This window comes from Niallia sp. MER 6, from assembly GCF_023714395.1.
GTDB lineage: Bacteria > Bacillota > Bacilli > Bacillales > Cytobacillaceae > Niallia.
Map to the genome: position 1 here is coordinate 42,616 of NZ_JAMAUK010000017.1, position 18,074 is coordinate 60,689.

At 34.6% G+C, this 18,074-nt stretch carries 26 protein-coding genes; 3 read left to right on the forward strand and 23 right to left on the reverse strand.

Going from position 1 to position 18,074, the window contains the following annotated elements:
* Positions 1-37 precede the first annotated feature (37 nt).
* The 8 genes from M3600_RS18315 to M3600_RS18350 all read right to left on the reverse strand — a co-directional run bounded on the left by M3600_RS18315 (position 38) and on the right by M3600_RS18350 (position 5,074).
* The gene (locus M3600_RS18315) at positions 38-355 is read right to left on the reverse strand and encodes an HIT family protein (protein WP_251647004.1); all 318 of its coding nucleotides are present in this window, start codon (positions 353-355) and stop codon (positions 38-40) included.
* A gap of 108 nt (positions 356-463) precedes the next feature.
* Positions 464-865: a VOC family protein gene (locus tag M3600_RS18320; RefSeq protein ID WP_233314761.1), complete on the reverse strand. Its 402-nt coding sequence runs from the start codon at positions 863-865 to the stop codon at positions 464-466.
* A 54-nt stretch (positions 866-919) separates the two neighbouring features.
* Positions 920-1,675, reverse strand: a complete 756-nt coding sequence (locus M3600_RS18325; RefSeq protein WP_251647006.1) for a phosphotransferase family protein — start codon at positions 1,673-1,675, stop codon at positions 920-922.
* A gap of 77 nt (positions 1,676-1,752) precedes the next feature.
* A complete protein-coding gene (locus M3600_RS18330) occupies positions 1,753-2,634 on the reverse strand; it encodes a M23 family metallopeptidase (protein WP_251647008.1) in 882 nt (293 codons plus the stop codon).
* 119 nt (positions 2,635-2,753) lie between these two features.
* Positions 2,754-3,296 carry a GrpB family protein gene (locus tag M3600_RS18335; protein ID WP_251647009.1) on the reverse strand — a complete coding sequence of 181 codons (543 nt, stop codon included), beginning with the start codon at positions 3,294-3,296 and terminating at the stop codon, positions 2,754-2,756.
* 32 nt (positions 3,297-3,328) lie between these two features.
* On the reverse strand, positions 3,329-3,862 hold the full coding sequence (locus tag M3600_RS18340; RefSeq protein ID WP_233314048.1) for a GrpB family protein: 534 nt from the start codon (positions 3,860-3,862) through the stop codon (positions 3,329-3,331).
* A 138-nt stretch (positions 3,863-4,000) separates the two neighbouring features.
* Positions 4,001-4,240, reverse strand: coding sequence for a hypothetical protein (locus tag M3600_RS18345; RefSeq protein ID WP_233314049.1), 240 nt, complete (start codon positions 4,238-4,240; stop codon positions 4,001-4,003).
* Between the two features lie 228 nt (positions 4,241-4,468).
* Entirely contained in the window at positions 4,469-5,074 is a 606-nt protein-coding gene (locus M3600_RS18350; RefSeq protein WP_251647010.1) for a hypothetical protein, read from the reverse strand.
* Between the two features lie 129 nt (positions 5,075-5,203).
* Here M3600_RS18350 and M3600_RS18355 point away from each other — a divergent pair, with 129 nt between their 5' ends.
* The gene (locus M3600_RS18355) at positions 5,204-5,593 is read left to right on the forward strand and encodes a hypothetical protein (RefSeq protein ID WP_233314051.1); all 390 of its coding nucleotides are present in this window, start codon (positions 5,204-5,206) and stop codon (positions 5,591-5,593) included.
* Between the two features lie 47 nt (positions 5,594-5,640).
* Here the strand turns inward: M3600_RS18355 and M3600_RS18360 are convergent, their stop codons facing one another.
* The gene (locus M3600_RS18360) at positions 5,641-6,276 is read right to left on the reverse strand and encodes a DUF1349 domain-containing protein (RefSeq protein WP_251647011.1); all 636 of its coding nucleotides are present in this window, start codon (positions 6,274-6,276) and stop codon (positions 5,641-5,643) included.
* 174 nt (positions 6,277-6,450) lie between these two features.
* Here M3600_RS18360 and M3600_RS18365 point away from each other — a divergent pair, with 174 nt between their 5' ends.
* A complete protein-coding gene (locus tag M3600_RS18365) occupies positions 6,451-6,630 on the forward strand; it encodes a hypothetical protein (protein WP_233314053.1) in 180 nt (59 codons plus the stop codon).
* A 106-nt stretch (positions 6,631-6,736) separates the two neighbouring features.
* Here M3600_RS18365 and M3600_RS18370 read toward each other — a convergent pair whose 3' ends face one another.
* The 4 genes from M3600_RS18370 to M3600_RS18385 all read right to left on the reverse strand — a co-directional run bounded on the left by M3600_RS18370 (position 6,737) and on the right by M3600_RS18385 (position 9,260).
* Positions 6,737-7,288: a DUF2441 domain-containing protein gene (locus tag M3600_RS18370; RefSeq protein WP_233314762.1), complete on the reverse strand. Its 552-nt coding sequence runs from the start codon at positions 7,286-7,288 to the stop codon at positions 6,737-6,739.
* A gap of 135 nt (positions 7,289-7,423) precedes the next feature.
* Positions 7,424-7,894: a CcdC family protein gene (locus M3600_RS18375; protein ID WP_233314054.1), complete on the reverse strand. Its 471-nt coding sequence runs from the start codon at positions 7,892-7,894 to the stop codon at positions 7,424-7,426.
* 141 nt (positions 7,895-8,035) lie between these two features.
* Complete coding sequence (locus tag M3600_RS18380; protein ID WP_233314055.1) at positions 8,036-8,395, reverse strand: response regulator; 360 nt, start codon at positions 8,393-8,395, stop codon at positions 8,036-8,038.
* A gap of 157 nt (positions 8,396-8,552) precedes the next feature.
* On the reverse strand, positions 8,553-9,260 hold the full coding sequence (locus M3600_RS18385) for a cytochrome c biogenesis CcdA family protein (protein WP_233314056.1): 708 nt from the start codon (positions 9,258-9,260) through the stop codon (positions 8,553-8,555).
* A 244-nt stretch (positions 9,261-9,504) separates the two neighbouring features.
* On the opposite strand from M3600_RS18385, the gene M3600_RS18390 reads away from it, so the two are divergent.
* The gene (locus tag M3600_RS18390) at positions 9,505-9,678 is read left to right on the forward strand and encodes an aspartyl-phosphate phosphatase Spo0E family protein (protein ID WP_233314057.1); all 174 of its coding nucleotides are present in this window, start codon (positions 9,505-9,507) and stop codon (positions 9,676-9,678) included.
* Between the two features lie 168 nt (positions 9,679-9,846).
* Here the strand turns inward: M3600_RS18390 and M3600_RS18395 are convergent, their stop codons facing one another.
* The 10 genes from M3600_RS18395 to yneA form a co-directional block, all read right to left on the reverse strand.
* Positions 9,847-10,056, reverse strand: coding sequence for a hypothetical protein (locus M3600_RS18395; RefSeq protein WP_233314058.1), 210 nt, complete (start codon positions 10,054-10,056; stop codon positions 9,847-9,849).
* An 857-nt stretch (positions 10,057-10,913) separates the two neighbouring features.
* Complete coding sequence (locus M3600_RS18400) at positions 10,914-11,579, reverse strand: 3'-5' exonuclease (RefSeq protein ID WP_251647012.1); 666 nt, start codon at positions 11,577-11,579, stop codon at positions 10,914-10,916.
* Between the two features lie 208 nt (positions 11,580-11,787).
* A complete protein-coding gene (locus M3600_RS18405; protein ID WP_233314061.1) occupies positions 11,788-12,147 on the reverse strand; it encodes a hypothetical protein in 360 nt (119 codons plus the stop codon).
* 663 nt (positions 12,148-12,810) lie between these two features.
* Entirely contained in the window at positions 12,811-13,029 is a 219-nt protein-coding gene (locus tag M3600_RS18410; protein ID WP_127741347.1) for a YneF family protein, read from the reverse strand.
* Positions 13,030-13,115: 86 nt separating this feature from the next.
* Complete coding sequence (gene sirA / locus M3600_RS18415; protein WP_233314062.1) at positions 13,116-13,559, reverse strand: sporulation inhibitor of replication protein SirA; 444 nt, start codon at positions 13,557-13,559, stop codon at positions 13,116-13,118.
* Between the two features lie 182 nt (positions 13,560-13,741).
* Positions 13,742-15,751 (reverse strand): transketolase, encoded by a 2,010-nt coding sequence (tkt, locus tag M3600_RS18420; RefSeq protein ID WP_233314063.1) that lies wholly within the window; start codon positions 15,749-15,751, stop codon positions 13,742-13,744.
* A gap of 240 nt (positions 15,752-15,991) precedes the next feature.
* Entirely contained in the window at positions 15,992-16,411 is a 420-nt protein-coding gene (locus M3600_RS18425; protein ID WP_233314064.1) for a DUF4279 domain-containing protein, read from the reverse strand.
* 124 nt (positions 16,412-16,535) lie between these two features.
* A complete protein-coding gene (locus M3600_RS18430; RefSeq protein WP_233314065.1) occupies positions 16,536-16,769 on the reverse strand; it encodes a DUF896 domain-containing protein in 234 nt (77 codons plus the stop codon).
* 122 nt (positions 16,770-16,891) lie between these two features.
* The gene (locus tag M3600_RS18435; RefSeq protein ID WP_233314066.1) at positions 16,892-17,548 is read right to left on the reverse strand and encodes a YneB family resolvase-like protein; all 657 of its coding nucleotides are present in this window, start codon (positions 17,546-17,548) and stop codon (positions 16,892-16,894) included.
* Between the two features lie 104 nt (positions 17,549-17,652).
* Entirely contained in the window at positions 17,653-17,967 is a 315-nt protein-coding gene (yneA, locus tag M3600_RS18440) for a cell division suppressor protein YneA (RefSeq protein ID WP_233314067.1), read from the reverse strand.
* Between the last annotated feature and the right edge of the window lie 107 nt (positions 17,968-18,074).

Below are 18,074 nucleotides of genomic sequence, written 5' to 3' on the forward strand. Positions count from 1 at the left end.
CCCCTTGAATCACAGTTCTCTGCTTCGCATTTTCTATCTATAAAGTATTGGGCCATAAATCTTCCTTCTCTATTTTTTTAATGGTTTCTTTTAGGTTCTCCTTTGTTTCTGCTAATCTTCTCTGTAAATGGCTATTGTGATAGATATCCAAGTAAAAATCTGCAAAAGATTGATGCTTATAGCGTGGTACAGCATGCATATGAAAATGAGATAACTCGCTAAAGATGCCGCGATTTTGGCATCTCGTTATACAATCCGGCTGGTAAAGCTTTTTAAGAGCTTGTGCAAATAATCTAGAAGCTTGTATGACAGAATTTGCTGTATTTGTATTAAGCTTCCTCAACATGCCCTTCATTAAAAAGACCATCATCTAATAGACCACAAATATACTCATTATCATAAACGATATGCACTGTTAATCTCTTATTTGCTAGACTGCAGCCTTAACATTCCAACTACTCACCTAAATATTAAAACTGGGACTACATTCACTCCAAACATCAAATTTATTGCCATCAATATCTGAAAATACAAAGTTACGTCCTGAGTGTCCTCTATCTTCTATGTCACCAACTTGGATTTTTTTATAAACAAACTCGTTATGTAATGCTTCTAATTCGCGTAATCCATTAACTTCGAATGTCATGGAGAAATGTTCTTGACCATATATATCCAAAAAGTTTGCAGTTTGGTTAGGTTGGGATGCAACTAAAAATAAGCTTTGGTTTGCCAGGTTTAGGATAGCCTTATCAGCATCCTTATAACTCAACTCCGCACCTAAATTCCGTACATACCATTCTGCAGAAAGGTCTACATTAGTAACTGGGATATAAGTTGTGCCTACTCTTATTAGTTTTTCACTCACCATTATCCTCCTTTTCTAAGTTTATTTTTTACGTATATCCTGTAAAAATCAGCTTTATCTGCTGCAGTATTCGTTTACCATTTTCATCAATAGTTTGTTTTCTTCCGCAGATACATTTTCATATAACCTTGCTCCTGCGATTATTGGCAACCACTCGAGTATTTCACCTTTAAGAATGGTTGTATGTTTACAATACATATCTATATAAAGCTCGGCTAACTCTATAGAAAATGACAAAAACAATAAATAAGTTCGGCATATATCTGCCAGCCTATCACCAGCACTAGCATCCACCCAATCAATGATATAAACTTCCTTGTCTGTTGCAATTAGATTAAACGGATGAAGATCTCCATGACAAAGTCTGTGTTCATGCTTTAAACTCTTCAATTTTAGAACCAAGGCTTGCTTTTGTATGTCATTTAAACAAGAAACCGCTTGAAGCTTAGATTTGAGTCTTTCTGGCAGAGGCTCTAATGCATCGGCTTCAACTATAACTGCATGAATGGATGTTTGTACGTTAATTAAAAGCTTCATGTATCGCTCCGCATGCTCTAAATCATTTAATAATTGCTGCCCCAATGTTTCCCCGTAAATATACTCCATAACGATTGCCTGACTGTCATTTATATTTTTCACTTCCAGTACTTTAGGAGCATTAAGCCCTTTAGAATAAGCATACTGTTGTTTTTTAGCTTCATAATAAGCTTCACCCTGCGGTAAAAAATCTTTAAAAACTTTCATTATTTTACTGTCCAATAAATATAGATTGGCTGTATTACCTGTAGCTATTGGATTCCCTAAATTCATTATTTTCTCCTCCGAACGAATAACGTACTAGACGTAATACAAAAATGGCTGTATTGCAGCAACTAACATTTTCTATTTTAGGAAAAGACAGCAGGACTAATAAAATCTCCTTGGATAGGATCTAACCCTTTCTCAAACCGAATACGAATGGATGAACCCTCTCGGTAGTTTGATGAATTCATAACTTGAAAATGCAAATGAGGTTCTGTTGAATTACCTGAATTACCGCATAAAGCAATTAATTGACCTTTCGTTATTGAATCTCCTTCTTTTACAACAATGGAATCCTGTTTTAAATGGGCAAGCATACTAAACTCATTATTGCGGTGTTCCATGATTACGCAATTTCCTTCAGGATATTCCGAATTCAAATCACCTATAGCATTGTCTTTCATACCATCTACAATTTTTACAATCTTGCCATCTGCTGGTGCAGTTATTTCTTTATTAAAGGCATAATAATTACTCAGATTGTTTCTAGAATCATGGTAGGATATACCATCCTTCATAATGACTAAATCATATGCATATCTTTGATTTTCATAAGGATAATGATAGTTAATAAATTGATTAGTGCCGCCCCAAAAAACAAACCATTCTTCTTTAATTGGCATTATATAAGCATTTCGGCTAAATTGACGGTCACTTTCTGGATAGGAAATAAAGGGGGCAAGTCTTATTCCATGTATGACATTATCCGGGGCAAAGAAAACCACCATAGCCTTGTCCCGGCTGCTGTCTAACCACAAATATTGTGTTAAATCTCTATTCAAATTTGTTTTCATTTCTAAGGAAAAGCAGTCTACTCCGCTATTGAAGGATTCTCCGAGTTCCTTTAATTGTTCAAATGATACTTCCTGTTTAAATTCTTCTGTTGTTTGAGAATAAATGCTTAAAAAATCTCCATCTAAAAATTTATGTGCGAATTCTTCTGGTGTGACCCTTCTATTTTCTTTCATATAGACACCTCCTGAATTATTACATGTATCTTTACGGACTCATTTGGGAAAAGTTTCTAAAACGTAATTAATTTACTGTAAAAACTACTACTAGACCTTTTTTACAGTCCTTTCCACTTTCATTCTTTATTTAATATGTCTCTGATAAATTCCGTTTTGCCATTTGTATATACTTGCCTGTCTTTTGCCGTTCTTGCAAGGTCTCTTTTTAATTTAGTATATTCGGCTGCTGCTTCTGCATTCTTACGAAGGTAGTTGCGAAAGGCAAGATGCCTAGCTAATTCTTCACTTCCTTTATCACATACATACAAATGATGTTCCAGCCAATCTGTACAATAATTATCCCATGGAACGAAACAATCTCTTCTCCCAAACGCTTCTCTGCCTTCAAAGCTCCATTCTTGCTGATGATAATAGCCTATTTCCTCCAGTCCTTTGACTACAGCAGGAAGAATACGATATTCTTCGATGACGATATCAATATCTAAAATCGGTTTCGCTCCAAGCCCTCTTACTGCTGTACTTCCGACATGCTCCACACAGAGTATATGGTCACCAAGAGCTGATTTTATAACATGCTTAATAAGACCAAAACTCTCTTCCCATTTTTCATCATAATCCTTAATTTCAATGCCGCTTTGAGCTTTATTATTTTTTGACATAATCGCCTCCAACAATAGTGTTCATGCACCGATTAATCCTTTCTCCGTTTATAAATATCTTCTACAAATTGCGCCTTATAGTCCGTATATTTATCAATACCGGCAGTAGGATATTTCTCTATAAAACTAGTCTTAAGATTTGTATACATGTCTCGTGCTGTTTTATTTGAATTTAAATAATCCCTAAAAAAGATAAAATTATTCCAAAGGTCTTTATTATATTCAACAAGATGGAGATAATGAGTTTTTTCTTCAAAGGTATCGTCTGTAAATTTTGCTAGTACGATTTCCTCCGGCCTTTCAACACGCAGCCTGAAAAAACCTAATTTTTTTAATGCATAAAAAAATTTTTGGTCAACTTTTGTTAAATCATCTATTCCTACTGCTAAATCCAGTACTGGTTTAGCTGTCATTCCTTTGATTGCTGTACTGCCAATATGCTCCACTCTATTCCTTAATTGTGGAAGCACATGCAGAATAGCCTGCTTTATTTTTATGTATTCTTTATCCCATTGCATCGAATACTGACTTAGTTTCACTTCATTTCTTCTCAACCCGAGTTTCATAAGCGCACCTCAATAATCTATCATGGTATATAGGAGAACCATTCGAGATATATCCAATAAATCCCTCTTCTTACCTTGTAAAATATGATAAAAAACAACTTCCCAGGATTAGGAAGCTGTTTGTCATCATTTCTTAAGTTATTCAACTTCTTTAAGCATCTTCTCTATAACTACTAATCTTTGATTCAATTCATCTAATCTTTGGTTTATTCTTGCTGAATTTTCCCTTTCTAGCATTAGTCTTTCCTCCGCTTTTTGTTCGAGTCTTTTGGCTATTCGGGAAAGACTAATCCAAGCGATAGCTCCTATAATGATAATAGGTATTAATTGCAGAAATAAATTAACAATCATGGATATTATGAGCGTATTATTAGCCATTATTAAACCCCTTTACTGGTTTTCTTTTTTCTTGTTATTGGTGAAGAAAGGAACTAGTGAGCTTATTATTTGTTCATTAATGGTGAAACGCAAGAAATACAACTTATAGTATTTCATCGCCTTACCGCTATCTGATATTTCCATATCACACTTGATACAAGCTCTGCCTCCCCTAATTTTGATAAACGAAGATACAGTAAGGCTCTGCTGATAAGCACCTTCACAGTTCTATAGATTCATTTTTATTTCAAGCCCTGTTGGTTCATCCATTAAAAAATCTCTATATTCTTTAAATACTAAACGAATGCCTGAAACATCATCTGGTAGGGCTGGAGAAACAATAAAACTATATGTATAATGTCCTGTTGAACCGCCTGATTGATTGTTTCGGCACTCATATTGCTTGTCGGTAATATTTAAAGCGTAGGTAGGATTTTGTTTTTTGATTCTGGTCATAATTGGTGTCTCTTCAGACTCTTCCCAGTCAACATGAAGCTTTATGACACTAGTATTCTCATACTGGCGAATAACGGTTAAGGAATAAAAACGGCCAGCTATCTCCTTTACTTTTTGCACAGCAATCTGTTTTCTGAAACCAACTGGTTCTATTGTCGATTTAAATATGTGATCATAATTCATTGCTCCAAATAATTGATATAAAAAGTTCGGATAAAGTTCGTACTGATTTGCCCAGCTAGAAAGAATTTCTTCAGGTGGTACACCTGGATTATCGTTGGAAAGGATTTTACGTTGTTGTAATAAAGAACAAATTTGTTCATCAATTTCGAGAAGTTGATTATCATAATAATCTGTAAAGCGGGGAACTTGTTTCATATAGACCTCCTCCTTTTGTATTTATTGTTACTTTAACAGAAAGTGGAATAAAGTGTATATGGATATGGTATAATTTTCTAAAACAAATACAAAAGAAATATCTTTTCAGAAATATAAGGAGCAGAAACTATGTTAAAAAGAAAATTACTTGCTTGCATGTTTACCTTCCTTTTATCTCTTTCATTCATTACAATATTATTGCCTGCAAATTTATGGTTTTCTGAAATGGAAATGCAATCAGACTTTATTGGTGATTTATTTATGTATTCCGTTTATATAGGGTTAGGATTATTGCTTTACGGTCTCCCTGTTTCCATCCTTATCGAAAAAATAGCAAACAAACTTCCTGAAGGAAGAATGGCATTTACCTTTGGATTACATATTTTATTTGGTTTCCTTCCCTTCTTTCTATTATGGTTTTTTACGTTATTTTCATTAATCAGCTCTATTTTATTTTTTGTAATAGATGAAGGAATAAGATTCATAGAAAAAAGAAAAGCGATGGAGGTAAAAGTCTAATAGCAGACTGGATGTAAGTAAAAAAAAGAGCTGCCTATTGGCAACTTTTAAAGGTAAGCTTCGTTCGGATCTGCTGAAAGCTCTTCTATTGTCAAAAATTCAAATTGCACAGTTTGTTCCTTTCCTTGAGGACTGCATGCGAATACTCCAGCAGAAATTGGTGCGTCATTTGGAATATCCAAATGAGCTAAACGTATTTGCGACCAGTCATTACCATTCCACGAAAAGTCAACATAGCAGTTTTGAGCTATTCTCGATATTCGGAAGTACAGATTTGTCTCATTAGATTCCGCTTTTTGAGTCGACCAGTCCGAGTACCCTTGATTAGTAACGACAGCTCCTAATTTACTGAGCTCATCTGTGATATATTCTAAAGAAGTTTTAACCCAGACATCTTGTGAATAGCGAATCATCAAACCTGTATGATCATACTTTGATTTTGGGTATGTTTTTACCTTTGTTGTCATCCTGAAGTTCTTATCTGTTTCTATAAACAGAAAGTGCCCATTGTCTGCTTGAAAGCCATAATGTGTTTTTTGCCAATAATCTGTTTCCTGATCTGTTTCTAACACTAATTGCGAGCTTTTTTCATCGACGTACCATTTTCTCGGCTCACACCGCCACTGAAGCAAGCTGTTCAACTTTGTATTTTCAAACTTTTCTTCGAGAAGCAAATTACCCATATTCCATTTACCTCCTATTTTCCCAATTATAAGTATACGCTTTCATTATACTTCAGCTTACTTCTATAAGATATAAAAAAGTCATGAGAATCTTAGACTTATATGGTAAATATTATGTTAAAATGAATTAGTTCACGCTTAGTGTTCAAATACATATACTTTTTGAGGTAAACGATGAATAACAAATTGCTATTTACTTTTTCCACTCTGTTAATTGCTGCGATTGCATTTATCACAAGAGAGATTGCTACTGTTATGATGCTGTACTTAATATTATTAGCTTTACATGGCATCCACGGCACATTGAAGAATTTCTATGAAGATTGGAAAAATCGGAATAACTATCCTCACTAGAAGGATTTAATACACCTCCTGTTTTGCAGAAATGGGAGGTGTTTTTACTAACACACAAACCATAGAGGAAAACATGTAATTTGCTACTATAAAAATTTTTATGCAGCTATGCTTCGGATGTATAATCATCTACTATTTCTACCACTTCTATCCTGCCGTTTATTAATAGTTCTGGAAGCTCATTTCCTATATTTTCTTTCCAATATTCTCTTGCTTCCTTGATCTTATGTGCAAATGTTGCCCCATCTTCTTTTGGCAGAAGACTGCCATCACCTTCAAAACAACTGCCTATAACCTTTAATTTAACAATTTGCAAAACATTGCGGTTAAAAGAATCAAATAATACTTTCCACTTTAATGCATCTTCATAGCTTTTGGCAGCATACAAACAAGACAATCGTGAAGGATATTCGGGAAATTCTTGAAGCCTTACCATTTCTACAATTACTTCTCTAATAGCGCGAACGGTTTGGCCAACATATTCAAAGGCAACTTTTGCATCTTCGTCCTTTAAGTTCAGTTCATCTGCTGAAAAGTTATTATAGAAAATTCTCATAAAGTCTTCTCCTTGAGAATTTTTCCAGTCTCTTTCGAAAGAGAATCGATAAAGATTATTAGCTTCATTCTTATCAAAGTTCAGAACTTGGCCAAGCGCCATTTTCTTTCTTGTAACTAGATGATAAACATAATATACTCCATCCACCTGCATCGCCCTCCCTTTCCCAGTATTAGTTCTCGTCTTTTTTTGAAAAGCCTGCTATAATAAAAAACCTTATCCAAAAAGGATAAGGCTTTAACTAGCTTTAAGCTGTGCTTCTAGTTTTTTATAGTTAACTAACATCGCTATTCTCCAAGGTACAATCATCGAAAAAGCAAGAATCCAGAACATTCCGCTTAGTGCTCCCACATCTATGGAGCTGCTTAAGATTAATTTAGCGACAATCCGAACAGCAAGAAGCCCAAATAAAATAAAAATAAAGGCTTTCGACTTTTTCAAGTATATATCATTTTCCTTTATCTCAAAACTTGAGGTTTTAATCAACAAGATAGAAAAAAGCATACCTATAATACAAGATTCCAATATCTCCGTTGTCGTTACCGCAAACATCGGAAAAACGAACATGAGCGCGCCTGTGCTCATCATGACTGGAGGCAAGATAATTTTTTTTGCTGATACTGGTTTTTTTGCCGCTTTCATTCGGACGACCATAAAAAATGTCCCCATGAAAATAGCTACAATTGATGATAGAATGACTGATGTCATTGCTCATCTCTCCTTTTTATTTAAGCCAGCCGATTGGCTATTATCATTTAATCCTATTATATAGTAACAAAATTTAGCTTTTTTTAAAAGAATTAAAAAACGGATATGATTTGCATCATACCCTAAAAACTCCATTATACATTAGCTCAATACTCTATTGACAGCATCTAAAACTCTGTTTTCATCAAACGGCTTAACAATAAAATCCTTTGCTCCTGCTTCAATTGCTTCTACTACCATTTTTTGCTGTCCCATTGCTGAACACATAACAACTTTAGCATTTGGGAATTCTTTTTTTATTTCTTTGACTGCTTCAAGTCCACTCATTTCTGGCATTGTAATGTCCATAGTGACTAGATCTGGATCTAATTCCCTATACAGGCGAATAGCATCTTTCCCGTTTTCTCCTTCACCAACCACTTCATGGTTTGCTTTGGTTAGTATGTTAAAGAGTGTCAATCTCATAAATTTTGCATCGTCTACTATTAATATTCTTGCCATAGTTGTTCCTCCTCAACAAAAAACGGACAAATACTTTTCCATCTATAAATTAGCACCTTAAACAATATATCGAATCTTTGTGATCTTTTCAATCACTATTTTTTGATAAGTTTGCGGGCATTTCCCTTACCTATTATTATACAGGAAAGTAAAAAATTTAAAAGCCTTTGAAGCCTCCAAAGATTGGCGAAAGAGCTCGAATTATGACATTTAGCCCATTAAAATACAAAATAATTCCCATAATTATCATAAAAACTCCTCCTATTCTCATAAAAGACCTGCTGTATCGTTGAATGACAGGCATACTCCCAATGAAAAAGGAAAGCAGCAAAAAGGGAATCGCAAACCCTAAAATATAGGCAAACATATAGAGAATGCTCGAGGCTGGATTTGTGCTCGCTAAGTAAAGAACAGCACCTATAATTGGTCCAGAGCATGGTGTCCAGCCTGCTGCAAAACTTATTCCGATTAAAAAGGAACCAAAAAAACCAGCTGGCCTTTCACGGAATGTGATTCTCCGTTCCTTCATTAAAAATTTCGGTCTGATTATTTCTAATATAAACAAACCAAAAACAATGATAATAATCGATCCTGCCTTTCTCAACAACTCCATATGCTCTTCAAATAATGTCCCTATTAACGTAGTGCTAAATGCTAAAGCAAAAAAAATCGAAGAAAACCCTATCAGGAAAAAGATTGTATGCAAAATGCTTGTTCTTTGTAGAAGTACAGCATTATTTTTCATACTGCCAACAGACATTCCTGTAATATAGGAGAGAAATGCCGGATAAAGCGGAAGACAGCATGGAGATAGAAAGCTTAAGAAGCCTGCTCCTAAGGATATAAACAAATTAATATCACTCATCAAATCCCTCCTGTTTATGTCCATCCATATACTATATGACAAGCTTTCCTTAATATGATATTTACAGATTTTTTGCATTAAATTCCATAAATCGCTATAATCAAGATATAGACATGCATAGTAAAAGTTTTTTAATAGCTTAAGAAATAGATAACACTTTTGATGCATAAGATTTCGGCGGCATGTACATGATTTAAGTAACAAGGATGTTCGACGAATCATAAAGCTAGAAAGGACTAATACCATGTCAAATCAGCAATTGGTTTACTTAATAGAAATAAAAAGACAAAAATTAGTTGAAGCTGCAAAAGAACATGGTTTTGCTTCACCCATTGTAATCAGCTGCAGTCAGGAACTAGATATACTTATAAATAAATTAATGGAAACTACCGCTAATCCCAAAAAAGTTTCTAAATAAAAAATCCCCCACTTTATGAAAAGAGGGGGATTTTCTTGAGGAATAATATATTCAATTATTCCCCCGGCAATCGCAAAAAACGACAAATTTATTGGTTTTTCACCATTGCTAATAATCTTTATATATAAAAAAGACATCCAACAGGATGCCTTGTACTAATTTTCTATCTTAATACATCTCTCTCGTAAAATCATTAGGTGCTTCTTCAACAGAGAAGCTTAACACTTTATCAAAATTAAAATATTCTCCTGTAACTGAATCCTGAATCCACTGATTCTTTAAAATAAAGCCTGTAGCATTGCTTAAATGATTGTGCCGAATAACCAAGCTTCTTTTTTCATCATTTCCATAAGTAAAATAAACAATATATTCTTTCATATTGAATACACCTCCACTATTATTAGTATTCGGTGATATAACAAACAATTCCTTCTTAATAACGAACACCTTACTAAAAATTTTATAACTTGGCGGTATTCTCGCCTTATTAAGTAGATTAGCTATATCTTCAATTACAAGCTTAAATCTTTTTAGCCAATAGTTCACAAACCATTTCATTCATACTCACTACTCATCGTCTCTCTTTTCTAAACTCAAATATTCCCACTATAATCACACCAACAAAAATAATAGAAAGCCAAAGCCACCAATAGTAGATAAACTTCTCACCTTCTGTCATGTATAAACAGTTTCAATAGCTAACGATGTCCCTTTTTTTAAATCTCTGTTTATTTACAAAAGAATTAATAAAAATAGTGTTTGTTCTTCGTTTACATACCATAAAATCCCATAATATACTTTACTGTAACTTACATAATTAAGCGAAGTAAGTTATACACCGATCTAACCTTCACTAAGGACAAGTGAAGGCTTTTTATTTTATACGCTTATCCAAAAATAAGAAAGCCCATTACTGTACTTCCATTCGCTTGTATTAACCTTTCCCTAACTTTAACCACTGGTCACTTATATGTATTGCATACCATAATGACTTACTAATTGCAGTTGGATAATATGTTTCCACTTCTTCACTGGTTATTAGTAATCAGGAACTTATAGATATATTCAAAACGTCTAAGTTGATTTAACCAACTTAGTGTATTCCATTAAAAAATCCAACGTTGATTGATTTAAGTTATACTTTTCTGTAATCATAATAATCCCCATTTACTTTTTACATTATTATAAAATAAAAAAGCCCTATAATGGGCTAATTTCATTTTAAATTCCCTGTTTTATAAAGTTACCTTTTTTCTTACTTTACTACTACATTGCTTACATTTGCCTTTTTCAATTTCGTTATGGTATACGATTTTCCCACATTCTCGACACTTCTTATATAGATTACTTACAAATAATTCATTGATATTATTTTCAAATAAGTGAATCTTATTTTCATACTTAATAAATAAGTGTGCAGTATTTATAGAATCATCCAGTCCAGAATGTAACTTTCCTTCATGATTAATATTTGCAAATTCTAAAGCCTTTTTTAAGCTAACAGGATGATGACTTCCTAATACTTTAGAAATTGGTTTTTGTATGTCAGTGTAGTTTTTTAACCAGGAAATAGGATATGCGTCAATTGAATAATTATTAATTAATATATTGAGGTCAGATGGACTCCACGTACATATATAGTAATCATCTTCACCTATCCACTTTTCAAACTCCTTCATCGCTATAGCCAAAGGGATTCCCTTGCGCATTTCAGCCTCTGTAATACCGATCATTTTTCTAGATGATTTTCTTATGTGTCCTGTCTTTGGTAAAACAATGCGCCTGAAAGTAGAAATGACTTTGGAGTTTCTAACTTTTGCAGCTCCAATCTCTATAATGTATTGTTTTTCCCCTTTGTTGAAAGTAATTTGATTTTCTAGATCAACAATTATGACATCCATGATGGTTATTACATCTCCCTCTTAATGCTGTACAAGTAAAAATTATACCATTCCTATTATTAGTGTTCAATTTCACTTATATTATTACTAATAAAAAGTCTGCATTTATCAATAAAACACCCAAAGGTTAATGTACTATTATTAACAATAAAGAAAGATGAAAGGCATATACTAAACGTAATACGCACCTTTCATCTTTCTCTTTTATCTACTCTCTAATTAACTGGGAATCTTCTTCTGTTCCACTTGAAGATTTTACTACAATGATTTTGTCTTTATTTTCAAAATAACCTTCAAATAATAATTCATTAGTTCCGTCTTCCGGATTAATTACTTCTAGCAAAAAGTTACCATCTTCTGATTCGGTAACTATGTACTCTGCAGTCACTGATTCATCCTTGTTTATTAATCTTTCTTCACCTATTTCTAGATGTCCAGCAGTTTCCCCATCTATTACAACTTTCCAAGTTCCCACTAATTTATCTTTAGTAGAGCCACCACAAGCAGCTAGAAGTAATACAACAGATAATACTAAAACCAATCCCAATCGTTTATTGCGTAAAAACATTTTTCCAACCTCCGTAATTATTTCTCACCATTACAGTATAGTAATAATTACTCATTATTTCAACCAAATAATACAAATAATAGTACTTTTGTATCACTATAATTATTTCCTTTCAATAATAAAATTAGTTTTCTAATTGCTTTTTTAAACATCTCTCAAAAACTTAGCTAAAGTCTAAATAAAAGTTGTTTTTATTAACCTTCTTTCTCACACCAACTAAAGAAAGCTGATACCATCTTAAACATAGACACTATACTCTGTGGCTTTAATCCATCCTTCTGTTTTAGCCGTACATAGGACTTTAAATCAAATATTGTTATGTTTTCTAATTGTTCAATTCCAAGCTTTTCATTTAGGTACTGTTTGAGTTGTTTGTACTCTTGACGTTTATTTACCATGGTCTATGGGGTAAAACCCATTGCTTCACAATGATATAAATACTCGTTTAATACATCTTCAAATTCCAATGAAAAAACCACCTTCCCTATGATTATGTTTTCACAGGAAAAGTGGTTTTAAATTAGTTTGATGAAAGTTACACCAGAAGGTTAAACCAAATGCGATGTAAATTCTAGATGAAAGATTCACTCTACAAGGCATTTTTAGGGAAACCTTTATCTATTAAACGCTATGTAACAGCGTAGAACCTACAACCACAAAGGTTTATTTCCCTTGTTGTTTGTTCATTGCAGCCATCATTTGATTGATTTTCTTTTGGGATGGTTTCATTCCCATTTGCATCATCATCATTTTAAGCATTTGCTCGTTAATTGGCGGGTTGTTCTTCAAGTAAGTCATCATGTATCTACGCGCGATGAAGAACCCAATAGCTAGTCCAGCAATCAGTGCCAAAACACCAATTAGAATATAAAGCCATAGCATATATCTTTTCCTCCTTCATGTTGTCTATTACTTAGTGTACTAGACCAAAGAATATTATACAATATTTGTCCAATAATTTCTCATGTTCATATCAAATTTCTTTCTTTTATTGGTTTTAACCAGCCAAATCGGGCATTTTCCACGTCAATCGCCAAAAAGGACGGTTCATTTTTTCGCAAAATTTCAAAGAAAATCGACTCAGCATCATAATACCCTTCTGCTTCAATAACTATGTATTGTTTGGTGAGCCTCAGCTGCGCACTGCTTAAATTGCCGTTTTCTATGTAATATGTATGGCTGTCCTGCTGCTTGAAGCTTTTGTTTTTTTGCAGATCGCCAAACAATAGCTTCTGGAGTCTCCACACAGATATAGGAAGTGTGATATAGTCGATTTGCTTTGCCGTCTCTAATTTAAGCAAGGAATCATCTGTTTTAGTATGCTCAGAAAATAATTTGTAAAACATTCTTTCTTTCCCAAGATAATCAGTTGCTATATCCTCTTTAATCAAATACAAATAATATTTTCTCATACCCTTTGCACACCCGCCTATTTGCATTCTTTTCTTCTATTATAAGGAAGCAAATATACAAGTTGTGTCTCAAGCTGTTAAAAAAACAGACTAGTTTTGTCGAATTCGAAATTTATTGGCATATTCGAGAGATTCTGTTCAAAAAAAAGAAGAGCAATCTGCTCTTCTTTTTTCTGTATATATTAGTTGTTATCAAGCACTGCTTTTAGACGTGCTACAACATTTTCTACTGTAAAGCCATATTCTGCTAGAATTTTATTTCCTGGTGCAGAAGCTCCGAAAGTATCGATTGCCAATACTTCGCCTTCGTCTCCAGCATATCTATGCCAGCCTAGTGAGCTTCCCATCTCAATTGCAAGACGTTTTTTCACTGTTTTTGGAAGAACGCTGTTTTTATACTCAGCAGATTGCTGTTCGAAGCGATCCCATGATGGCATGCTGACAACAGATACAGAAATTCCTTCTGTTTCTAATGCCTTTTGTGCTTCAACCGCAAGTCCTACCTCTGAACCAGCTGCTACTAGAAGTGCATCTGGAGTTTCTTTGCTTGCTGGTGAAATGACATATGCACCTTTAGAAACGCCTTCGTATGCGTTAACATCCGTCCCTTTAATAGTCGGCAAGTTTTGACGAGTCAATACTAAAGCAGTTGGTTTGTCCGTTGATTCTAAAGAAAGCTTCCAAGCAGCTGCTGTCTCATTACCATCAGCTGGACGAATTACGGAAAGGTTTGGCAATGCACGCAAACCAGCAAGCTGTTCAACCGGCTCATGTGTAGGACCATCCTCACCTACTGCAATACTGTCATGTGTAAAGACATAAGTTACAGGCAAGCCCATGATTGCTGCAAGTCTGATTGCTGGTTTAAGGTAATCAGAGAATACGAAGAACGTTCCTCCAAATATTCTTAATCCGCCGTGAAGAGCGATACCATTCATAGCAGCACCCATTGCGAATTCCCTTACTCCGAACCAGATGTTTCTGCCTGCAAAGTTTTCAGGAGTGAAATCTTTTTCTCCTTTAATCATTGTATTGTTGCTTCCTGCCAAGTCAGCAGAACCGCCAATGAAGGAAGGAACGTTTTTAGCGATACCGTTAAGCACTTCTCCAGAAGAAGCACGGCTTGCAAGGCTCTTGCCTTCTTCATAAACAGGAATATCTTTATCCCAGCCTTCTGGCAATTTATCATCGATTGCAAGCTTGAATTGTTTAGCAAGCTCCGGATATTCACCTTCATATTGTTTAAGAAGTTCTGTCCACTCTTGCTCTTTTTTCGCACCATTTTCAGCGATTGTTTTTTTGAAATGCTCGTAAACCTCTTCAGGAACATAGAAATCCTCTTCGAAAGTCCATTTGTATGCTTCTTTCGTCAATTTGATTTCGTCTGCACCAAGTGGAGCACCATGTGAAGCAGATTTACCAGATTTGTTTGGAGAACCGAATCCGATAACTGTTTTCACTTCAATCAATGTTGGATGGTTTTCATCTGATTTAGCTGCTTCCAAAGCAGTTGTCAATTCTGCAAGATCGTTTCCATCTTCAACACGCAAGTATTGCCATCCATAAGACTTAAAGCGTTGTTCTACACTTTCAGAGAAGGACTTGTCCAAGTCTCCGTCCAATGAGATATCGTTTGAATCATAAAGAACAACTAGTCTTCCAAGCTTTAAGTGACCTGCAAGTGAAGCTGCTTCTGCAGAAACACCTTCCATTAAGTCGCCGTCGCCGCAAATGCCGTATGTAAAGTGATCTACCACTTGATATGAATCTCTGTTATAAACAGAAGCCAAATGTCTTTCAGCCATTGCCATACCAACAGCCATTGCAATACCTTGACCTAGTGGACCTGTTGTTGCATCAACACCAGCTGTGTGCTTGTATTCTGGATGTCCAGGAGTTTTGCTTCCCCATTGGCGGAATTGCTTCAAATCTTCGATTGATAAATCATAACCGGATAAATGCAGCATGCTGTATAGCAATGCAGAACCGTGGCCTGCAGAAAGAACAAAGCGATCGCGGTTAAACCAAGTTGGATTTTTTGGATTATGGTTCATGAAAGAAGTCCATAATTTATATGCCATCGGAGCTGCACCCATTGGCATTCCAGGATGGCCGGAATTAGCTTTTTCAATACTATCAATCGCTAATGTGCGGATTGAACTAATAGCTAAGTTATCAATTGTTTCTGTCATTCACTAACATCCTCTCATTTATAAATCGTACATACTTATAATAAATGTCTCGGCTTTATAACACAACTCATTAGATTATAAGATGTCTGACTTTTATAGTATAAACCCAATTTCGGTAAAAAAAAATACCATGATGACTATTTAATCTCCCTGTTTACCAATTCTTTCATTATATCTTAACCAAATTCACAAAAAATCCTAAAATTTTTTTGAATTTCATACAAAGAAATTTTATGTTTTCTAGTAAGGATTGGCATATAAATCGATATCAAAATCTGCTTCAATTTTGGAAGCGAATTCTACTAAATGGCTATCTAAATGCAAACTTGGTGAATATCCATCATTAATTTTTATCACGATAACGAAACTGCATTCTAAGCCAAATTCCTCTCTAAGATCATTTATAACAGTAGTTTTCCCCTGTAATTGTCTTATAATTTGCGATATCAGTTCTCCTGTATCAAGAGATTCTTGATACCCGGTACTGAGTTCCCAAGATGTATAGCTTCTAGTTAAGTTTTTCGTTTCATTTATCTTTCTAATGAAGTCACCTTTTTTATAAATTTTTGTTGGGTATATATCCAAGCGTTTTGTAACCTGCTCCAATGGAAAATCATCTGCGTAGATTTTAAAGTACACCTTGATTTCTGTTTGATCCATTCCATTCTCACCTCTTGTGATTCCATTAACCATCTTTTATTGAAAGTGAAATCTTCAACTTTTTAACAAATTCCGTTAATCGTCAGAAATAAAAAAAAATCATGGCAAACTAAGCCATGATTTTTTAGTGCAATTTTTTCTTTTCTTGAATGTCTTTAATTTTTTGAGGAGTTACATCATCACCATTTGGGTCATAGATTTTAACACCTTCTAGTGTTGTAAGCATGTTAGAACGGAATGTTTTTAAGTATTCAGCTCTTAATGCAGTTTGTTCTTTTGCTTCTGCTTCAGTTAAGCCTTGTTCTTTTTTCTTTTTTGCCAACTCGTTTATGCGATTAAGCTTTTCATTTGAAATCATCTGCATTTTCTCCTTTCCTTCTTCCATTACGGAAATCCCCGAAATATATATGGAAACATAGTTAAGTTATTTATGAAAAATTCATTATAACATAAAGAAGTGCAGCTTTACATTTATCAGCATTATTTGGCAGCGTCTTTGTTCTCATCCATAAACTCTTGATATCTTCTATGAATCGTCGCTTTCGAAAATTCATAGCCTAAACCACGAAGGGTAGACGCAATCTCTGCGAAGGTTAGTCCGTTCTTCTTCAACTTAACCACTTCTTCTACTGGAACTTCCAAGCGGCTTCTTCCTGAATGAACACCTTGATTCCGCAGGTTTTCTGCTGGCTTATAGCCGTTTTCAATCGCTCTGTTCATACCTCTTTTAATCTTAATATTATGTATCTTTCTTTGGTATTCTTCCACAAGACTAACGATTTGCAGCACCATGGAGTCTGCATCAGATAAAACCAGCTCACCTGCATGTGATATGCTGTAAAGCTTTACCTTTTCACGCAAGATGCAGTGCAGTATAGCAATCTTTGCATTCCCCCTCCCCAGTCTTGTCTCATCCTGTATCAAGACGGCTGCGATATTCTCTTCCTTTATGATTTCAAGCAGCTCTAGCAGGCCATCTCTTTCGAGGTCGAAACCGCTTGCCTGTTCTTTAATGATATGACAGACACGAAAATTCTTTTCTTTGGCGAGCTGGAGGAGCTCTTCTTCCTGTCTTACTAAAGAGGTTGCCTGTTCCTCTTTGTCTGTAGATACTCTGCAATATATTACAACGTCCATTTTATAACCACCATTAACAAGTTTTTAATACACAGATGCCGCCTGCAATTTATAAGCAAGCGGCATCTGCAATCCATATTAACATAATATTGTTTATTACTGCTTTAGTCTGCTGCAAGCATTGTGTTCTGCTTTTCTAGCAGGACTGGAATAACCAGCTCTTCTCCTGTTTGAATCTGATTACTGGCAATGTCATTATGGTCTTCCACCCATTTGATAAACTGTTTTTTTGGCATGCTGTATAAACCCTCATATTGATCAGAAATCTCCCATAGGGAATCCCCTTTGCTAACTGTTACCTTTATGTATTTATCTGTATCTGCATGACTGGACTTTAATGCGATGATAAAGCATGTCACTAAGCTGAATATTATAAGTATGATAGAGTATGAATGTTTTCTCCAAATTTTTTCGACCATTGTAAATCACCCTTTATTTAGAATGTACGTTCGCTTATATTTGCATTTTAATACGAACAGATGTTTTGTGTCAACAAAAAAATCAGAACTTATGTTTGTATCGATAT

Bases quoted from the DNA above. Each gene is read 5' to 3' on its own strand.
- M3600_RS18425 (WP_233314064.1), bottom strand. From the start codon at position 16,411: ATGGATCAAACAGAAATCAAGGTGTACTTTAAAATCTACGCAGATGAT.
- M3600_RS18315 (WP_251647004.1), bottom strand. From the start codon at position 355: ATGAAGGGCATGTTGAGGAAGCTTAATACAAATACAGCAAATTCTGTC.
- tkt (WP_233314063.1), bottom strand. From the start codon at position 15,751: ATGACAGAAACAATTGATAACTTAGCTATTAGTTCAATCCGCACATTA.
- M3600_RS18435 (WP_233314066.1), bottom strand. From the start codon at position 17,548: ATGGACGTTGTAATATATTGCAGAGTATCTACAGACAAAGAGGAACAG.
- M3600_RS18395 (WP_233314058.1), bottom strand. From the start codon at position 10,056: ATGAAAGAATATATTGTTTATTTTACTTATGGAAATGATGAAAAAAGA.
- M3600_RS18330 (WP_251647008.1), bottom strand. From the start codon at position 2,634: ATGAAAGAAAATAGAAGGGTCACACCAGAAGAATTCGCACATAAATTT.
- M3600_RS18375 (WP_233314054.1), bottom strand. From the start codon at position 7,894: ATGACATCAGTCATTCTATCATCAATTGTAGCTATTTTCATGGGGACA.
- M3600_RS18380 (WP_233314055.1), bottom strand. From the start codon at position 8,395: ATGGCAAGAATATTAATAGTAGACGATGCAAAATTTATGAGATTGACA.
- M3600_RS18410 (WP_127741347.1), bottom strand. From the start codon at position 13,029: ATGCTATGGCTTTATATTCTAATTGGTGTTTTGGCACTGATTGCTGGA.
- M3600_RS18390 (WP_233314057.1), top strand. From the start codon at position 9,505: ATGTCAAATCAGCAATTGGTTTACTTAATAGAAATAAAAAGACAAAAA.
- M3600_RS18325 (WP_251647006.1), bottom strand. From the start codon at position 1,675: ATGAATTTAGGGAATCCAATAGCTACAGGTAATACAGCCAATCTATAT.
- M3600_RS18345 (WP_233314049.1), bottom strand. From the start codon at position 4,240: ATGGCTAATAATACGCTCATAATATCCATGATTGTTAATTTATTTCTG.
- M3600_RS18355 (WP_233314051.1), top strand. From the start codon at position 5,204: ATGTTAAAAAGAAAATTACTTGCTTGCATGTTTACCTTCCTTTTATCT.
- M3600_RS18350 (WP_251647010.1), bottom strand. From the start codon at position 5,074: ATGAAACAAGTTCCCCGCTTTACAGATTATTATGATAATCAACTTCTC.
- yneA (WP_233314067.1), bottom strand. From the start codon at position 17,967: ATGGTCGAAAAAATTTGGAGAAAACATTCATACTCTATCATACTTATA.
- M3600_RS18360 (WP_251647011.1), bottom strand. From the start codon at position 6,276: ATGGGTAATTTGCTTCTCGAAGAAAAGTTTGAAAATACAAAGTTGAAC.
- sirA (WP_233314062.1), bottom strand. From the start codon at position 13,559: ATGAGAAAATATTATTTGTATTTGATTAAAGAGGATATAGCAACTGAT.
- M3600_RS18385 (WP_233314056.1), bottom strand. From the start codon at position 9,260: ATGAGTGATATTAATTTGTTTATATCCTTAGGAGCAGGCTTCTTAAGC.
- M3600_RS18340 (WP_233314048.1), bottom strand. From the start codon at position 3,862: ATGAAACTCGGGTTGAGAAGAAATGAAGTGAAACTAAGTCAGTATTCG.
- M3600_RS18335 (WP_251647009.1), bottom strand. From the start codon at position 3,296: ATGTCAAAAAATAATAAAGCTCAAAGCGGCATTGAAATTAAGGATTAT.
- M3600_RS18430 (WP_233314065.1), bottom strand. From the start codon at position 16,769: ATGATTTCAAATGAAAAGCTTAATCGCATAAACGAGTTGGCAAAAAAG.
- M3600_RS18405 (WP_233314061.1), bottom strand. From the start codon at position 12,147: ATGTTTTTACGCAATAAACGATTGGGATTGGTTTTAGTATTATCTGTT.
- M3600_RS18400 (WP_251647012.1), bottom strand. From the start codon at position 11,579: ATGGATGTCATAATTGTTGATCTAGAAAATCAAATTACTTTCAACAAA.
- M3600_RS18365 (WP_233314053.1), top strand. From the start codon at position 6,451: ATGAATAACAAATTGCTATTTACTTTTTCCACTCTGTTAATTGCTGCG.
- M3600_RS18370 (WP_233314762.1), bottom strand. From the start codon at position 7,288: ATGGCGCTTGGCCAAGTTCTGAACTTTGATAAGAATGAAGCTAATAAT.